The 17,194-nt window shown below is 39.9% G+C and carries 14 protein-coding genes and 1 pseudogene; 13 read left to right on the top strand and 2 right to left on the bottom strand.

Annotated features, from left to right (window positions below; translation table 11 throughout):
• Window positions 1–10: 10 nt before the first annotated feature.
• Window positions 11–745: a phosphoadenylyl-sulfate reductase gene (locus ACM0OS_RS05250; protein WP_414542108.1), complete on the bottom strand. Its 735-nt coding sequence runs from the start codon at window positions 743–745 to the stop codon at window positions 11–13.
• A 139-nt stretch (window positions 746–884) separates the two neighbouring features.
• Here ACM0OS_RS05250 and ACM0OS_RS05245 point away from each other — a divergent pair, with 139 nt between their 5' ends.
• From ACM0OS_RS05245 to folE, 6 genes are all read left to right on the top strand, one after another.
• The gene (locus tag ACM0OS_RS05245; protein ID WP_414542107.1) at window positions 885–1,100 is read left to right on the top strand and encodes a type II toxin-antitoxin system HicB family antitoxin; all 216 of its coding nucleotides are present in this window, start codon (window positions 885–887) and stop codon (window positions 1,098–1,100) included.
• Entirely contained in the window at window positions 1,097–1,321 is a 225-nt protein-coding gene (locus ACM0OS_RS05240; RefSeq protein ID WP_414542106.1) for a type II toxin-antitoxin system HicA family toxin, read from the top strand. The genes ACM0OS_RS05245 and ACM0OS_RS05240 overlap by 4 nt, the downstream gene beginning before the upstream one ends.
• A gap of 256 nt (window positions 1,322–1,577) precedes the next feature.
• Window positions 1,578–3,434 carry a threonine--tRNA ligase gene (gene thrS, locus ACM0OS_RS05235; protein ID WP_414542169.1) on the top strand — a complete coding sequence of 619 codons (1,857 nt, stop codon included), beginning with the start codon at window positions 1,578–1,580 and terminating at the stop codon, window positions 3,432–3,434.
• Between the two features lie 10 nt (window positions 3,435–3,444).
• Window positions 3,445–3,705, top strand: coding sequence for a hypothetical protein (locus ACM0OS_RS05230; protein ID WP_414542105.1), 261 nt, complete (start codon window positions 3,445–3,447; stop codon window positions 3,703–3,705).
• Between the two features lie 172 nt (window positions 3,706–3,877).
• On the top strand, window positions 3,878–4,915 hold the full coding sequence (locus ACM0OS_RS05225) for a CobW family GTP-binding protein (protein WP_414542104.1): 1,038 nt from the start codon (window positions 3,878–3,880) through the stop codon (window positions 4,913–4,915).
• Between the two features lie 115 nt (window positions 4,916–5,030).
• The gene (gene folE, locus ACM0OS_RS05220) at window positions 5,031–5,681 is read left to right on the top strand and encodes a GTP cyclohydrolase I FolE (protein WP_414542103.1); all 651 of its coding nucleotides are present in this window, start codon (window positions 5,031–5,033) and stop codon (window positions 5,679–5,681) included.
• 531 nt (window positions 5,682–6,212) lie between these two features.
• Here the strand turns inward: folE and ACM0OS_RS05215 are convergent.
• Entirely contained in the window at window positions 6,213–6,533 is a 321-nt protein-coding gene (locus tag ACM0OS_RS05215; RefSeq protein WP_414542102.1) for a TMEM14 family protein, read from the bottom strand.
• Between the two features lie 87 nt (window positions 6,534–6,620).
• Here ACM0OS_RS05215 and ACM0OS_RS05210 point away from each other — a divergent pair, with 87 nt between their 5' ends.
• The 7 genes and pseudogenes from ACM0OS_RS05210 to ACM0OS_RS05180 all read left to right on the top strand — a co-directional run.
• Window positions 6,621–7,973 carry an ATP-binding protein gene (locus tag ACM0OS_RS05210; protein ID WP_414542101.1) on the top strand — a complete coding sequence of 451 codons (1,353 nt, stop codon included), beginning with the start codon at window positions 6,621–6,623 and terminating at the stop codon, window positions 7,971–7,973.
• Between the two features lie 136 nt (window positions 7,974–8,109).
• Window positions 8,110–9,396, top strand: coding sequence for a tellurite resistance TerB C-terminal domain-containing protein (locus ACM0OS_RS05205; RefSeq protein WP_414542168.1), 1,287 nt, complete (start codon window positions 8,110–8,112; stop codon window positions 9,394–9,396).
• A 99-nt stretch (window positions 9,397–9,495) separates the two neighbouring features.
• On the top strand, window positions 9,496–10,821 hold the full coding sequence (locus ACM0OS_RS05200; RefSeq protein ID WP_414542100.1) for an ATP-binding protein: 1,326 nt from the start codon (window positions 9,496–9,498) through the stop codon (window positions 10,819–10,821).
• A 376-nt stretch (window positions 10,822–11,197) separates the two neighbouring features.
• Window positions 11,198–11,764, top strand: coding sequence for a ferric reductase-like transmembrane domain-containing protein (locus ACM0OS_RS05195; RefSeq protein ID WP_414542099.1), 567 nt, complete (start codon window positions 11,198–11,200; stop codon window positions 11,762–11,764).
• Window positions 11,765–11,803: 39 nt separating this feature from the next.
• The gene (locus tag ACM0OS_RS05190) at window positions 11,804–12,814 is read left to right on the top strand and encodes a WD40 repeat domain-containing protein (RefSeq protein ID WP_414542098.1); all 1,011 of its coding nucleotides are present in this window, start codon (window positions 11,804–11,806) and stop codon (window positions 12,812–12,814) included.
• 350 nt (window positions 12,815–13,164) lie between these two features.
• Window positions 13,165–14,786, top strand: a pseudogene (locus ACM0OS_RS05185) (AAA-like domain-containing protein).
• Window positions 14,787–15,094: 308 nt separating this feature from the next.
• The coding region (locus tag ACM0OS_RS05180) for an AAA-like domain-containing protein (RefSeq protein ID WP_414542097.1) at window positions 15,095–17,194 on the top strand (2,100 nt) is incomplete at its 3' end.

Genomic DNA, 17,194 nt, shown 5'->3' with positions numbered 1-17,194 from the left:
TTTGCATGGACTATTTCTCTAAGTTAGCAGCGTGTAAACCGCATTCTTTCATTGTGGATTCTTCCCACCACCAACGACCTTCGCGTTCATGCTGGTTAGGTAACACAGGTCTGGTACAAGGTTCACAACCAATACTCACAAAACCGCGTTCATGCAATTTGTTGTAAGGTACATCTAAGGCGCGGATGTATTCCCATACTTGTGCAGAAGACCAGTTGGCTAGGGGGTTGAATTTAATTAATTGATGGTCTTCTGTAGAAAAAGCACCATCAACTTCAATCACCGGAATATGATTACGGGTACTGGGGCTTTGGTCTTTGCGCTGGCCTGTAATCCATGCATCCAGGGTATTCAGTTTACGGCGTAATGGTCTTACCTTGCGAACACCACAGCATTCTTTGTGACCATCTTGATAGAAACTGAACAAACCCTTTTCTTCTACCAAGGCTTGCACTTCGGCTGCATCGGGAAACATGACTTCTAGTTTAATGCCATAGTGTTCTCTAACTTGATCCAAAAACTGATACGTTTCTGAGTGTAAGCGTCCAGTATCTAAAGTAAAAACACGGAAATTTTTAGTGATTTTTGAGGCAATATCAATTAAAACAACATCCTCCGCACCACTAAAAGAAATCGAGATGTTATTAAACGTTTCCAAGGCAAATTTCAAGATTTCTCTTGGTGTTTTTTGACTATATTCTGCTTCTAGTGCAGGAATATTTAAGTTAGTTGTAGTTGCTACCATGTCTATTGTGTTCTCCTCATGCGTAACTTGAATTTTACCAATTTTCAGATACCGTTATGCTATGAGGAATATGGGGAATTATCAGGCGATCGCTCTTTGTATCATGAAAACATAAAGTAAAAACTCAGATAAGCTCATCATGAAACGAGAATTTAATGTAATTATTGAACGAGATGCAGATGGTTACTTTGTTGCTTCTGTCCCAAACCTGCCTGGTTGTCATACGCAAGCCCAAACTTTAGATGAGTTAATGAAACGTATTCGAGAAGCAATTGAACTTTGTTTGGAGTTTGAGGAAGACCAGTTAGAGTCACTAGACTTTGTTGGTATTCAACGGGTCGCAGTCGAAATATGAGTCAATTTCCCAGTGTTACAGGACGCGAGGTGATTGCAGCCCTTAGCAAAATCGGTTTTGAAGTGGCTAGAGTACGTGGCAGTCACCATATTATGGTACATAGCGATGGGCGTAGGACAGTAGTTCCTATACATTCAGGTGAAACAATTGGTCGTGGTTTGCTTGCACAAATACTAAGAGATTGTCAAATCAATCGTGAAGAATTTAAGGAATTGTTATGAAATCAAGTGGCGATCGCTTGATTACTGTTCTGATTTTCTATAGGACTTACGCACACTCTATGGATTCTTGGCGTCTTGGCGTCTTGGCGTCTTGGCGGTTCCATAAATTAAGGTTTTTGGTGATTTTTGCGTAAGTCCTGTTTCTAGTCAGATGGGCATAGCCCGCAAGTAATTTTATGCATCAAATTTGATGGCTGAATGTTGCCAGTGGGATTTTTTGCGCTATCATGATAATGATTCTCATTACTTTGTTGCTATGGTTAGTTCTATCATCCAGTCCCAGGAGACATTGCAGCAGCTAGATAATCAGCACCTGGTGCGAATACGTCATACTTGCGCCCACATTTTGGCAATGGCTGTGCAAACCTTATTCCCAGGGACTAGAGTAGCAACTGGCCCAGTTACAGAAACAGGCTTTTACTATGATTTTGATAGTCCTGTAAGCTTTACACCAGAGGACTTGGATAAAATTGCTGGGGAGATGCGGCGGATAATTCAAGCTAATTTGCCGATTATCCGTGAGGAAGTGTCACGGGAGGAAATTCAAGCAGAAATTGCGCGTTTAGGTGAAAGTTACAAAATAGAAATTTTAGAACGCATTTCCCCAAATGACATCATTACACGTTACTTTATCGGTAGTCCTGATGCGGTTGTGCAGCCAGAAGCTTCGTTATTTACAGTTTCACAAGACGATTTAACCAGTTCTCAAAATTACTGGTGGGACTTGTGTGCTGGCCCCCATATCAACTTTACTGGGGAAATTTATCCTGATGCTTTTATGCTGTTGAATGTTGCGGGTGCATATTGGCAAGGTGATGAAACCAAGCCGATGTTACAACGCATTTACGGCACTGCTTGGGAAACTCCCGCAGATTTACAAGCTTACTTAAAACACAGAGAAGAAGCGCTGCGGCGTGACCATAGAAAGCTAGGACAAGATTTAAATTTGTTCAGTATTCAAGACGAAGCTGGTGGTGGGTTAGTTTTCTGGCATCCTAAAGGGGCGCAAATTCGGCATATCATTGAAGATTACTGGAAGCGATCGCACTTAGCAGCCGACTATCAATTACTCTACACTCCCCACGTCGCTAATTTAGAACTATGGAAAACATCGGGTCATTTTGACTTCTATCGGGAAAATATGTTTGACTCGATAGATGTAGAAAATCAGGCTTATCAACTCAAGCCGATGAATTGTCCTTTTCATGTCCTCACATACAAAAATCAACTGCACTCATACAGAGAACTACCAATTCGGGTGTGTGAACTAGGGACAGTCTACCGCTACGAACGTTCTGGTGCTTTACATGGTTTGATGCGGGTGAGGGGATTTACTCAAGATGATGCTCACATTTTTTGTTTACCTGAACAAATCGCACCAGAAATTTTGGGTGTGTTAAATCTGACAGAACAAATATTATCGGACTTCGGGTTTACCAATTACGAAATTAACTTGTCTACCCGTCCAGAGAAATCAGTAGGTAATGATCAAGTTTGGGATTTAGCCACCAATGCACTACGAGAAGCCTTAGATACCAAAGGTTGGGATTATATCATTGATGAAGGTGGCGGTGCCTTTTACGGCCCCAAAATCGACATTAAAATAGAAGATGCTATTGGTCGTCGTTGGCAATGTTCCACGATTCAAGTTGATTTTAACTTGCCCGAACGTTTCAATATGGAATATGTTGCCCCAGCAGGCGATCGCCAAAGACCAATTATGATTCATCGGGCAATTTTTGGTTCTTTAGAGCGATTTTTTGGCATCTTAATTGAGAATTATGCTGGTGATTTTCCTCTGTGGTTAGCACCGATACAAATTAGGCTGTTACCAGTTAGCGATGACGTACGCGAATATGCTAAAACTGTAGCTGCAACTTTCAAAAAATCTGGTATCCGGGTAGAAATAGATAATAGCGGTGAGCGATTAGGCAAACAAATTCGCACAGCCGAATTAGCAAAAATTCCCGTCGTTGCTGTCATCGGTAACCGCGAAGTAGAAAACCAAACCTTAAGTATCCGTACCAGACAAACTGGTGATTTAGGTGCATTAACCATTAATGACATTATCGAGAAAGTGCAACAAGCGATCGCATCCAAAACATTCATCTAAAATCCCCAGCATGAACTTCTCATTTAGCAACAAAAAACCTCCAGTAAATCCCCAACTAATAGCACCAATTAAACAATGGATTTATCAAATTTTCCCAATTGATCCAGACACGCCTATTTCCCTAAGTCAATTAAGTTGTACTGAAGCAAATTGCCCCCCAATTGAGACAGTAATTTCTCTCATGACAATGCCACCTCAACAGTACAAAATTCATAAAGCAATCGCCGACATAGATTATGAAGATATCACTCAACTTCTTTTAGATAAATAAGGTGAACAAGGTCAAGATACCCACTCCACAAGATTTATCATATGCTGACAAAATACTGTACATGAGACTAACGCAAAACCCATTTTAAACTTTCTTTGCTTTGGCATTATTTGCGGTTTATTCCTCATAATATTGCTATTTTACCTGAATCAATTCCCAGTAGGATACAATTATGACAACATTAAGTAAATCAGAAACCAATATCATCCCTGAAATTCCCAAACAGGGAATGCCAGTCACCCTCATCACCGGATTTTTAGGCAGTGGTAAAACTACACTTCTCAATCAAATACTCAAAAACAAACAAGACTTAAAAGTTGCCGTCCTAGTCAACGAATTTGGTGATATCAACATTGATAGCCAATTGCTAGTTTCCGTAGATAAAGACATGATGGAACTGAGCAATGGTTGTATTTGTTGTACCATCAATGACGGATTAGTTGACGCTGTTTATCGAGTTTTAGAACGAGAAGAACGCATTGATTATTTAGTAATTGAAACTACAGGAGTTGCCGACCCCCTACCAATTATTTTAACTTTCTTAGGGACAGAACTCAGAGATTTAACAAACCTAGATTCTATTCTCACCTTAGTAGATACCGAAGCATTTGATAGCGAGCATTTTCAAAGTGAATCAGCATTAAAACAGATAACTTATGGAGATATTATCCTCCTGAATAAAGTTGACTTAGTTACTCCAGAAAAAATAAAAGAAGTAGAGTCATTTATCTATGAAGTCAAAGTGGGTGCGAAGATTTTGCACACTCAATATGGACAAGTGCCATTACCATTGCTGTTAGGCACAGATTTGACTCCCAAAGATAAGTATATTTCCATTGCAGAAGAAGATGCCCACAAAGAGCATCATCACCATGAACATCACCATCATGAACATGAGCATCATCACCATCACTCTGATCATTTAGACAATGATGGATTTATTTCCATTTCTTTCCAAAGCGATCGCCCGTTTGATGTTCACAAGTTTGAAGCCTTTCTAGCTGAAGAAATGCCAGCAGGTGTATTTCGAGCAAAAGGGATTCTCTGGTTTAGTGACAGCGAGTTACGCCATATTTTTCAACTGAGTGGGCCTCGTTACAATTTACACGCTGATGATTGGTATTCTCCACCAAAAAATCAGCTAGTTTTCATTGGACGAAACTTAGAAACCAGTGAAATTCACTCACGTTTGCATAAATGTTTGGTATGATAATGAAGTGTAAAGTTATGTTACACTCATTTATTAGTCAGGGGTAGTCAGAGGCAATAGCCACAAGAATCTGACAACTGATTAACTCATACAACATTCTTACAAAACTTACAAAATGACTCTATCGATTCGTCCCGATCTAACTTCTGCTGATCAGGTACTGTCATCTTTAGCCACTCAAAAACAGCCAAAAGTCACAGAAGCAGAAATGATGCAGGCTGTGCGTACTTTGTTGATTGGATTAGGAGAAGATCCAGACCGTGAAGGACTTTTAGACACTCCCAAAAGAGTGGTTAAAGCCTTGCAGTTTCTCACAAAGGGATATCATGAGTCTTTGGACGAACTGCTAAATGGAGCAGTTTTCACAGAAGATGCCAATGAAATGGTGTTAGTTCGGGACATCGATATTTTTAGTTCCTGTGAGCATCATATCCTGCCAATAATTGGGCGCGCTCATGTTGCTTATATTCCCAACGGTAAAGTCATAGGTTTATCTAAAATTGCCCGCATTTGTGAAATGTATGCACGACGTTTGCAAGTGCAAGAACGCCTCACCACACAAATTGCTGACGCTCTACAAAGATTACTCAAACCCCAAGGTGTTGCAGTGGTAGTAGAAGCAACTCATATGTGTATGGTTATGCGGGGTGTACAAAAACCTGGCTCTTGGACTGTTAGCAGTGCCATGCGGGGTGTGTTTGCAGAAGATGGTAGAACCCGCGAGGAATTTATGAATTTGATCCGGCACAATGCAAAGTTTCATTAAATAGTTCTCATAGAGTTATCTCTATATAGCTCCTGTTGTATCTGTAGAGATAGGAAAAGTCTTGTCTCTACATGATTAAATAAAAATCAAAAATCAAAAATTAAAAATTAATTATTGGTTAGTAAATATACCAACTAAATATAAAAATAATTCGCAATAGAGCCTACGGCACGCTAACGCGGTAAGCGCAGCTATGCCCACTAGGGCTTTACGCAATTTGCAATTAATTTAGCCACCCACAAGGGAGAGCCAGTCTCGTGGGCGGGTTTCCCGACTTCAGGGAAGTGGCGTTGGGGCTTTTACCGTTCGGCGAGGATTTTTTCTCTGACGAGAGGTTATAAAAGGTTTGATTCGCGCGATCGCTCATTTGTGTACACCGTAGCCCCGCGTTGGAGAGGGCTAGAGGTTCGTGGAATTTACATTAATTTATCGTACACTGACTTTGTTCATACTTTGTAATGTGACAAAACTAACTCTGTGATAATATAAATGTACTATAAAAACTGAACCAAAATTGGATCAAGATAATTATTAACTACCAGTAATTAGTTGATTTACCATAAACGTTAGTGCCAGTACACCGAGAATGGTCATCAATCCCGCAGGCATAAACTTGCGTGTTTTAGCCAACCTGAGAGCAAAGAAAAACACTAAACTGCCTGTAACTAAAACTGCTAAAATCAAAGCCCATGCTTGACCTTGGATTTGCAAATAACCAGCCAAAACTAGCAGTAAACCACTGATCACACCACTGAGGAGGGAAACTTGACTATTAGCCTGAATGTAACCAACAATGCCACCAACAATCGCTAATATACCGTAGGCAAAAGCAGCAACTATACTTGAGTTCATTGTTAAAACCTATGTAGATTTTGATTTTGCTGCCAGGGTCAGCAGACAATTTACCATAGCTGTTTAGCTACATCACCCAGTTGATTGATGGATAATCAAGCGATGCCCAGAGCCAGTAGTTCATCCTATAGTCAAGGACAGATTCAATTTCTCCAACGTCAAGCAGCATCACTCTTACTGTACCAATCCGTCCTCCAAAACGAAGTAGGGATAGCATTTATTGACCTGTTGCAAGCTATACGTTACACTGATGCCGATGCACGGGGTTGTCTCCAAGCTTATGGCAGTTATTTTTACGCCTTAGCTGCTAAAAATCAAACTTGGGAGGACTACCTCATTACTCAAATTCTCATATCCGAGAATCCTTTTACCAGGCTGGCTCAACAGCAAGAGTTTGGGAATTTACCTCCGGCATTAGTAGCAGCCGCCGAGCATGATTTACAGGTGTTCCAGAGTCTTTATCAATGTAGCAGCGCTTATTTGAGCGAATGGGTGCAAACTGTAGCCCATTTACCCGTTTCCCCTGTGGTGTGGTACAGAAAACAAGACAGACTGGAGATGGAGAAACAATTAATAGAGTCTCTACAACAGTTGGAAAATTGGGCGGATGCTGTAGAAGATTTGGCGGATCATTATCGGCAATTTGGTACGGGTTTATTCGCACAATATCATGCCTTGCGCTGGCAAGATGGCCAGTTTATAGGTATCAAGCATTCTGATCCAGTAAAGTTGAGTACTTTGGTGGGTTACGAGTCTCAGCAAGATATCTTGATTAAGAATACAGAGTTTTTATTATCAGGAGAGTTCGCACTGCACACATTACTTTATGGTAGTCGGGGGTCAGGAAAATCTTCTTTGGTAAAAGCTTTGTTAAACGAGTATGGCGATCGCCAGCTGCGGTTGCTGGAAGTGGCCAAGTCTGACTTGAAAGATTTACCAAAAATTGTGGAACATCTGCGAGGTTTGCCACAAAAATTTATTATCTTTGTCGATGACTTGTCCTTTGAAGAAGATGATGATGCGTTTAAAGCGCTTAAAGTAGTTTTAGAAGGCAATTTAACTGCTAGACCACAAAACGTAGTTGTCTATGCTACTTCCAATCGCCGCCATCTGATTCGAGAGTTTTTTGCAGATAGACCAACTCCCAAGGATAACGAAGAAATCCATGCCTGGGATACGATGCAAGAGAAACTATCGTTTAGCGATCGCTTTGGTCTTACCTTAACTTTTGAGGCAGCCGATCAGCAAACTTATTTAACAATAGTCCGACATTTAGCAGCACAAGCCGAAATTAATATCACCCAGGAAGATTTAGAATATCAAGCATTACAGTGGGCAACTCGCCACAATGGGCGTTCTGGACGCACAGCCCAACAGTTCGTGCATTTTTTCAAAGCAAATTTATCACTATCAACTCCAAAACAGGCGTTCCCCACTTAGCCACCAAATTCAATGGCTGGTGATGATAATTTTTTATACTTACCGCACAAATTTTATGCACAAATAGTTACAACTAAATACTTTAGCACCAGAGCTACTTACTGCCCCTAAATCAAATATGCTCAAAATAACCAATATGCAATCAGCAATGGTAAGCAATCGATATATTCTAGGTATAGTTGCCTTTAGTGTGAGTTTTGGCATTAGTCTTGTCCCCAGTTGGGATATAAATCAAGCTTTAATTACAGGTATAATTACGGTACTATCTACCTATGCCGCAGCATTATTTATAGATAAGCGCCGCAGAAACTATGAAATGCTAGTTCTCACTTCACTCCATCAGCGAATTAAAGAAACAGAAGGACTAAAGTCACGAATTTTTAGAGAAATTAACCAAATAGAAGAACATCGTAATTTACTATATGCAGAGTCGCAAAAATTAGAAAATCAAATATTAGATTGTCGCAACCAAAGAGATAGTCTCCATCGAGATTTAGGGGTATTTGCAGGGCAAAAAAAGCAGTTAGAATCTGAAACTAATCTTCTCAGTACCGAACTAGAAACTCTAGAAAAAAATAAAATAGAACTGAATCAGACTTGTTCTCACCTCACCGCAGAAAAACGTCGTCTGGAGTTAAATTGCCATGTACATCAATCGGAAATTGCTCAGATACAAAATCATATTTGTCAACTTCAGCAAGAAAAACAAGAATTTGAAAGTAATTTAAGCTTGTTAGGTAGACTAAAGCCGCAACTAGAGGAAAAAATGTATGAACTGCGGATTCAAATTCAAGAAATAGAAATACAGGTTAACCAGCAAAATCAATTACTAATATCTACAAGGAATGAGACAGAAAAGTTAGCAAAAAACTTCGATGAATTACAAAACAAAATCACAGAAAAGCAATCAGAATTAACGCAGATTGAAGGACAAGTTTCTTTATTACAACAAGAACGAGACTTGTTACAAAATCAAGTTTGGGAACTACTGCAACAAACAGAAAATTTTAATCAGGATATTTCACCTGACAATCTCCCAGAAAATGAAAATGAGTTATTTCCATTTTCCGAATTGGTTGAACCTTTAGAGTCACGCCAGACTCAATCTTACACTTCTGAGCTTCTACCTGAAGAATGGCATGATTTTTTAAAACAATTGCCCAATCATGAAATTGAAGTATTAAAAGCCATAGTAGAACAAGAGAACCCCAAGCCTACTATTAAGCAGATTGCCGAAACAAATATTACTATGCCAAATCTATTAATTGATTCTATTAATCAACATGCAAATGATACTATTGGTGAATTAATCATTGAACCGAGTCTGGAAATTCCCGAAGTTTATCAAGAGCATCTGAGCAACGTTAGAAAAATCCTGGACGTATACGCAGAACTCATTGCTAAACAGACCTCATCCAATTAAATCCTGCTACGGCATCTTAAAATGATCAGTAATTAGGTGTATTATTCCTAAAATACCGATTATCTGCCTCTGTGTTGAACATCCAGTCAAGTGAATTACATGGCAAAGCTCAAAATCTCGAAAAAAATTTCTACTGCTTTAATTAAATCTCTAGGTGCTGGAGTCGTACCGAGAACAGGAGTTGAATATATAGCAGTTGGTCGAGAAAAAGAACTTCAAAGCCTAGTACAAAACCTCGATGACATCGCAGAAAGTGTAGCAGCATTTCGCTTCATCATTGGTAACTATGGTTCAGGTAAAAGCTTTCTCTTGCAACTACTTCGTAACCGTGCTTTAGAACAAGGTTTTGTGGTAGCTGATGCTGATTTATCTACTGAACGCCGATTAGCAGGAACTAATAACGAAGGTTTAGCAACTTACCGCGAATTAATGAGCCATCTAGCTACAAAAACGCGTCCTGATGGTGGTGCTTTAGTTTCAATTTTAGAAGGATGGATTAATAAGATTCAACAAGAAGTTGTCAAAGACACAAACTTACGTCCTAATGATGATGGTTTTGATGACCAAGTTGAAACCAAAATTCGGGAAGTAGTTCAATATATGGAAGATTTAGTACATGGCTTTGATTTTGGGAGTGTGATTATTGCGTATTGGCGTGGGTATCGCTCAGATAATGATGATTTAAAAAATGCAGCAATGCGCTGGCTACGTGGAGAATTTAGCACGAAAATTGAAGCCAAAGCTGCTTTAGGGGTACGCGTTATCATTGATGATGATAGTTGGTATGATTACATTAAAATCTTTGCTAAATTTGTCGCAGAAATTGGCTATAAAGGGCTATTAATTTTAGTTGATGAAGCTGTAAATTTGTACCAAATATCTACGACTGTAACGCGCGATAAAAATTATCGTAGATTGCTAGGAATGTTTAATGACACCATGCAATGCAAAGCTGAACATCTGGGCATTTTCATTGGTGGAACAACCAAATTTTTAGAAGACCCCAATCGGGGACTATTTGCAGACCAAGCTTGGAGAAGACGTACAAAAGAAAGTCGTTTTGCTACACAATCGGGCGTACAGGAGTATTTGGGGCCAGTTATCCGGTTGAACCCTTTGAGTGAAACAGAAATTCTCACCCTTTTGCAACGCTTAACTGAAATTCATGCACTCAATTTCGGTTATGAACAGACTTTAAAAAATAGTCAGTTAAAAGAATTTGTCCAAGAAATTGTTACTCGCTTAGGTGCAGAAGCTTTACTCACTCCTGGGGAAATTGTCCGCGATTTTATTAGTGTACTAAATCTTCTCCATCACAATCCAGAAATTAACTTTAGTGAACTCATTCATGGTTCTAAATTTAAACCCACTGCGATGGGGCAAGATTTAGATGAGGATGATCATGCCGCAGAATTTAGTTTATAAAAAACTGTCTGTGGTTGGTTGCTTTTTTATTTTATTTATGTGTCAAATTTCGGTAATGATGACAAGCGGGTTTGAGGAGTAAGCAGTGATGCGATCGCTCACTGTCAAACTTGTCAAACTCAGTTTAGGAATGTGGATTTAATAAAATACAGAACCTCAACCCCAACCCCTCTCCTTGGTAAGGAGAGGGGAGACTATGACGCAAGTCAAAGGCGGGGTGAGGTCAAAAACTAGACTTGTATGTTATTTAATTCATATTCCCTAGTATATTTTCTCACTAAACAAAGAATTTCCCATAAATTTCATCTATAAAAATCCGTAATCTTCCCATTACTAGTTGAATAACTCTATAGTAATAAATACGGAAGAGGGCATCATGTACGCAACATGGTTTTACGATTCAATTCCGCTAGCTAATTTGCTAGGTTGTTTAGCAATAGTTAGTTATATTTTAACTTTGCTTCCAACTTCTTTAAGAATAGTTTTTCCTGCTTTAAAGAAGGCTAAATTTCCCATCAAGTTATTGAAATATCGCCGCCAATTAGGAATTTTAGCTTTTATTTTAGCTTTAGGACATGCCTGGCTTTTAATAGCCAAAAGAAATTTCGATTTCTTCGATTTGACTACTTATAGAGTATATGTGCATGGCTCGGCAACATTTATTATTTTTACACTGCTAACGGTCACATCGAATGATTGGTGTGTCAAAAAAATGAAGAAGAATTGGCGACAGCTACATCAATTAACCTATGTAGCAATGTTTTTACTTTTTTGGCACATTAATGACAAAATGTCTGGACATTGGAATTTTATGACTCCCTTGGTAGTCATAGGAATGGCAACAATGATCATTTTATTTTTACGAAGACGTTGGCTAGAGCGGCAAACGAAAAAGTCTCCAAAAGTTAAAGAACAGAAATCAATAGAACCACTGTCTGATTAAGTAGCATATTTATTTCCATTATTTGCCATTAATTTATTTATGAAACTCCAACCAATTAACAGAAAAACCAAAATTGGTTTAGTCGGCGTTGTCTTTTCCACACTGCTTGGACTAAGTAGTATACCCTTGATTTTAGGTAATTCTACAAATAAATTAATTGTAGACAATGAATATATCCGCACTTTTAATACTCAATCAGTCTGGGTTTATTCTGTCGCAATTAGTCCCGATGGACAAAAACTTGTAACTGGCAATTATGATAAAAGTATCAAAGTTTGGAATCTTAACACTGGCAAATTAATTCACACACTCCAAGGACATGGAAACTCTGTAGAATCCGTGGCAATTAGCCCCGATGGTAAAATTTTAGCTAGTGGTAGTTGGGATTATCAAGTTAAGTTGTGGGATTTAAACACAGGTGAACTAATCCGCACTTTATCTGGACATTCTAATGATGTTAAAGCAGTTACTTTTAGCCCAGATAGTAAAACTATTGCTAGTGCTGGATGGGACAGAAAAGTGAACTTATGGAATATAGAGACTGGGGAAATACTACAGACTTTCAACCTATCACAACCAGTGAGAACAGTAGCTATTAGCCCTGATGGTCAAACTCTGGCTAGTGGTGATGAAGGTGGTAAAATCATGCTTTGGCACATAAGTACTGGTAAATTAAGGACACCTTTAGCAGCTCATAATCAACCGATTTGGTCTATAGCCTTTAGTCCCAATGGACAAACCCTAGCTAGTGGTAGTTCTGACCGTATGATTAAGTTATGGAATTTGCAAAATGGGCAGTTGCACTGTGTTATGAAAGGGCATAATAGAGCAATTTATTCCGTAGCTTTCAGTCCTAATGGGAAAACTTTAGCTAGCGGTAGTTATGACAGAACAATTAAGTTATGGAATACACAAACAGGAAAGTTAATTGATAATCTCAACGGACATAATAAGGCTATTTGGTCTGTAGCTTTTAGTCCCAATGGACAAACTCTAGCTAGTGGTAGTTCTGATGAAACTGCTAAGATTTGGCAAATTTCTACTGATTGATGCAGAACTGCTATCGTAGTTAAGATTTAATTGATGTATTTTTTGTGATTTAGAAGCGTGTTTGAAAAGTTGTTAGTGATGTATCAAATATTTTTAGATCCCCTTAAATCCACGCTTGAACAGGGGGCTAGGGGGGATATTTATATAGTCTGCTACTTTTCAAACATCGTCTAAGAAGTTTTGCGGGTTGGAGTCCCCTAACCCGCTGTTATTTTTGTACATTTGCAAATTAAGATCCGCGTATCTTGAGATAAATCAATTCTCCATAACCCAGCATATGTTTGGGAATATTGGTTGTAGTACACTACTTTTAGGTAAAAACCCTGGGTTAATTTATTTTTATTTCCTCTGTGAAAAAAATACTGATTTTATCAGCCAATCCCACCAGTACTAGTCCCTTGCGCTTAGATAAGGAAGTACGGGAAATTCAGGCAGGGTTGGAACGGGCTAAAAACCGAGATCAGTTTAAAATCATGTCTAAATGGGCGGTGCGTCCTGAAGATTTGCGTCGTGGACTTTTAGATTATGAGCCGCAGATAGTCCACTTTTCTGGACATGGCGCTGGTGAAGAGGGTTTAGTTTTAGAAAATGATATTGGAGAATGGCAACTGGTAAGTACAGAAGCGCTGGCTAATTTATTTGGGTTGTGTAAAGACAAAATTGAGTGTGTCTTATTTAACGCCTGTTATAGCGAAGTTCAAGCCGAGGCGATTTACCAACACATTGACTGTGTAATGGGAATGAATCAAAAAATTGGGGATGTGGCAGCAATCGAGTTTGCGATTGGATTTTATGATGCCCTGGGTGCTAATAGATCTTATGAAGATGCTTACAAATTTGGCTGTAATGCCATTGACCTCAAAAGCATTCCTGAGTCTTCTACACCAGTTCTCAAAAGTCGCAACAATCAAGGTGAAGAAACTCTCACAATGCCAGCGATCGCCTTAGAAAATCCTGAAGGACAAGTACCTTTGGAATCTCCATTTTACATCAAGCGATCGCCTGTGGAAAATGACTGTTATGAAGAAGTTCTCAGAGATGGGGCATTAATTCGCATCAAAGCACCACGACAGATGGGTAAAAGCTCGTTAATGTCAAGAGTTCTAGATTATGGCAGCAAACAAGGCTATGAATCTGTATATTTGAACTTGCAATCCTTAGTGGTGCAGAATATCTCAGCAACTTGAATATGTTTTTGCAGTGGTTCTGCGCCAGTGTCACCGATAGCTTGGGTTTACCAGAAAAGCTAGACGACTATTGGAAAGGGGTTTTGGGCAGTAAAAATAAGTGTACAAATTACTTTCAGAGGTATTTGCTCAAGGAGATAGACAAGCCGATTGTTTTGGGTTTAGATGAAGTTGATGAAATTTTTAAGCATCCCATAATCGCTACAGATTTTTTTGGTTTGCTGCGGGCTTGGCATGAACGGGCTAAAAATGACCCAGATTGGCGAAAACTTAAGTTGGTGATAGTCCATTCTCAGGAAGTGTACGTTCCCCTGAATATCAATCAGTCGCCCTTTAATGTGGGTTTACCTGTGGAACTACCAGAATTAAATCAACAACAGGTGCAAGATTTAGTCCAGCGTCATGGGTTAAGTTGGTCTAATTCCCAGGTGCAACAGTTGATTATGCTTGTGGGTGGACATCCTTATTTAGTGCGAATGGCGCTTTATCAAATTGCGCGGGAGAGGACGACATTAGACAAATTAGAACAAGTCGCACCCACAGAAGCCGGCCCCTATAATGACCACTTGCGCCGCCATTTACTGAATTTGCAGGAGGACGAAGAATTATTAGCAGCCCTGAAGCAAGTAGTCACAGCCGAGGAGGCGGTGAACGTGGGAACAACAGAAGCCTTTAAACTCCGCAGTATGGGGTTAGTCAAATTTCAAGGAAATAACATTATGCCTTTATGTAATTTATACCGGAAATACTTTTGCGATCGCCTGGGTTGGAGTAAAAGTTCGTAGTAAGAACTTTAGTTCTTATTCTTATCTATTTTCAATTACCATTCGCCTAAAAGGTCTAAAAAAATGGTTCAAGTTACTCAGGAAAAAGATATCACCCTAGCCCTACAACGTGTTGATCCCCCCTCTTAAAAAACTACGGTGTACACACAAGTCTTATCAAGTTGCCTAACAGCGTTTCGATCCCCCCTAGCCCCCCTTAAAAAGGGGGGAAAAGAATCAAAGTCCCCCTTTTTAAGGGGGATTTAGGGGGATCTAAAATATTTTGCTACCGACAATAGGACTTTTCAAACATTCTCTTATACCCATTTATGACCCAGTATCAGTATCAAGTCGGGGGTAGCTTACCCCAAGATGCACCAACTTATGTCAAACGCCAAGCTGATGATGACTTGTATGCAGGCTTGAAAGCTGGAAAATTTTGTTATGTCCTCAACTCGCGCCAAATGGGGAAATCTAGCTTGCGGGTGCGGGTGATGCAACAGTTGCAGGATGAAGGGTTGGCTCGTGCTGTTGTTGATATTACCTCAGTGGGGACGGCAGATATTACGGCAGAACAATGGTATGCCGGGGTGATTGATACATTGGTGGGATATTTTAATATTTATACTGATTTTGATTTAGAAATGTGGTGGAATCAGAACGAGTTGCTTTCACCTGTGCAGCGTTTTAGTAAATTTATTGAAACAGTTTTATTAAAAGAAATCACAGCCAATATAGTTATTTTTATTGACGAAATTGATAGTATTCTTAGCTTGACTTTTAATCTGGATGACTTTTTTGCAGTAATTCGAGACTGCTATAACCGCCGGGCTGATAATCCTGAATATAACCGTCTCACTTTTGCCTTGATTGGGGTGTCTACTCCTTCCGATTTGATTCAACATAAGGGACGCACGCCTTTTAATATTGGACGAGCTATTGATTTAACCGGCTTTGAACTAGATGAGGCGGAACCTTTGGCGCAGGGTTTAGGGGCGTTGGGGAATCAGCAAGAGGTGATGGCTGCGGTGTTGGCTTGGACGGGAGGACAACCGTTTTTGACGCAGAAAGTTTGTAACTTATTAATTGAAGAGTGCGGGGATGAGGGAAAATCCCAAATTGAGCAGTTAGTGGAAGCAGTTGTTAGAAGGCGGATTATTGAGAATTGGGAAGGGCAGGATGAGCCGGAGCATTTGAAGACGATTCGAGACAGAATCATGCGGAGTGGGGAACAGCAAACTGGGCGACTTTTGGGGTTGTGTCAGCAAATTATCCAGCAGGGTGAGATTGTTGCTGATGATAGTGATGACCAAATGGTGCTGCGGTTGTCTGGGTTGGTGGTGCGGCGGGATGGAAAGTTGCGAATTTATAATCGCATCTATGCAGAGGTGTTTCAGCAAGAGTGGTGTGAGAATATTTTAGCTAGGTTGCGTCCCTATTCTGATGCTTTTAATGCTTGGGTGGCTGCTGATTTTCAAGATGAATCGCGCTTGTTGCGGGGAAATGCGTTACAAGAGGCTTTGGGTTGGCGTATTGGTAAAGGTTTGACTGAAGTTGATGACCGATTTTTGGATGCGAGTCAGGAATTAGAAAGAAGAGAATTTGAGCGAGATTTAGAATTAGCCAAGAAGGAACAAGCAATATTAGCAGCTGCGAATCAAACGGCTAAACAAAGAGTGCAAATTGCTTCAGTTTTGTTACTCATTTCTGTAGTGGCTGCGGTTGTTTTAGGAATTTTAGCGGGGAGAAGTAATCAACAACTTGCTACTGCGAAAAACCAACTAGACAAAATTGACCAGGAGAAACAACAGGGAGAGAAAGAACTAGCAACGGCAAAGCAGCGAATTGCTGACGCTAATAACAAGGTACAGGATGCTGAGGCTAATTTAAAAAAGCAACAGGAAACTGCCCAGAAAGAACTGGCTGCAACAAATCTAGAACTAGTACAAGCGCAAAATAAAGAAAATCAGGCGCGGGGACAAGTAGAAAAGGCACAAAACGACTTAAAACAAGCGCAAGAACAGCAGCAACAGGCTTTGAAAGGGTTAAAAACTGCGGAAGCAGAACAACAACGAGCGCAAGAACAGGTGCTAAAGGCGCAAGTTGACCTGCAAAAAACGGAAGCAGAGCGAAAACTTGCCTTGGCAGGTATAAGGCTGGAACGGTCAGGACTGGCAAATATTAACCGCTTTCAGTTTAATCAAATAGGGGCTTTGCTGGCAGCTATGCGGGATGGCAAAGAGTTAAAAAGTTTAATTGACAAGCAGGGAATCAAAAAACTCCAGGACTATCCGGCCGCTAACCCTGTATTAGCTTTACAGACGATTTTAGATCAAGTACGAAACATTACTGTAATGGCCGGGCATGAGAATACAGTCAACACTGCCAGTTTTAGCCCCGATGGGCAGCGCATCCTCACCGCCTCATCT

The sequence above is a fragment of the Nostoc sp. CCY0012 genome (assembly GCF_963920855.1).
Lineage (GTDB): Bacteria > Cyanobacteriota > Cyanobacteriia > Cyanobacteriales > Nostocaceae > Cyanocohniella.
Note: the sequence above shows the minus strand (reverse complement) of the source record. Positions and strands in the feature narration are given on the sequence as shown.

Coding starts and splice junctions, on each gene's coding strand:
- ACM0OS_RS05250 (WP_414542108.1), bottom strand. CDS start 745: ATGGTAGCAACTACAACTAACTTAAATATTCCTGCACTAGAAGCAGAA.
- ACM0OS_RS05245 (WP_414542107.1), top strand. CDS start 885: ATGAAACGAGAATTTAATGTAATTATTGAACGAGATGCAGATGGTTAC.
- ACM0OS_RS05240 (WP_414542106.1), top strand. CDS start 1,097: ATGAGTCAATTTCCCAGTGTTACAGGACGCGAGGTGATTGCAGCCCTT.
- thrS (WP_414542169.1), top strand. CDS start 1,578: ATGGTTAGTTCTATCATCCAGTCCCAGGAGACATTGCAGCAGCTAGAT.
- ACM0OS_RS05230 (WP_414542105.1), top strand. CDS start 3,445: ATGAACTTCTCATTTAGCAACAAAAAACCTCCAGTAAATCCCCAACTA.
- ACM0OS_RS05225 (WP_414542104.1), top strand. CDS start 3,878: ATGACAACATTAAGTAAATCAGAAACCAATATCATCCCTGAAATTCCC.
- folE (WP_414542103.1), top strand. CDS start 5,031: ATGACTCTATCGATTCGTCCCGATCTAACTTCTGCTGATCAGGTACTG.
- ACM0OS_RS05215 (WP_414542102.1), bottom strand. CDS start 6,533: ATGAACTCAAGTATAGTTGCTGCTTTTGCCTACGGTATATTAGCGATT.
- ACM0OS_RS05210 (WP_414542101.1), top strand. CDS start 6,621: ATGGATAATCAAGCGATGCCCAGAGCCAGTAGTTCATCCTATAGTCAA.
- ACM0OS_RS05205 (WP_414542168.1), top strand. CDS start 8,110: ATGCAATCAGCAATGGTAAGCAATCGATATATTCTAGGTATAGTTGCC.
- ACM0OS_RS05200 (WP_414542100.1), top strand. CDS start 9,496: ATGGCAAAGCTCAAAATCTCGAAAAAAATTTCTACTGCTTTAATTAAA.
- ACM0OS_RS05195 (WP_414542099.1), top strand. CDS start 11,198: ATGTACGCAACATGGTTTTACGATTCAATTCCGCTAGCTAATTTGCTA.
- ACM0OS_RS05190 (WP_414542098.1), top strand. CDS start 11,804: ATGAAACTCCAACCAATTAACAGAAAAACCAAAATTGGTTTAGTCGGC.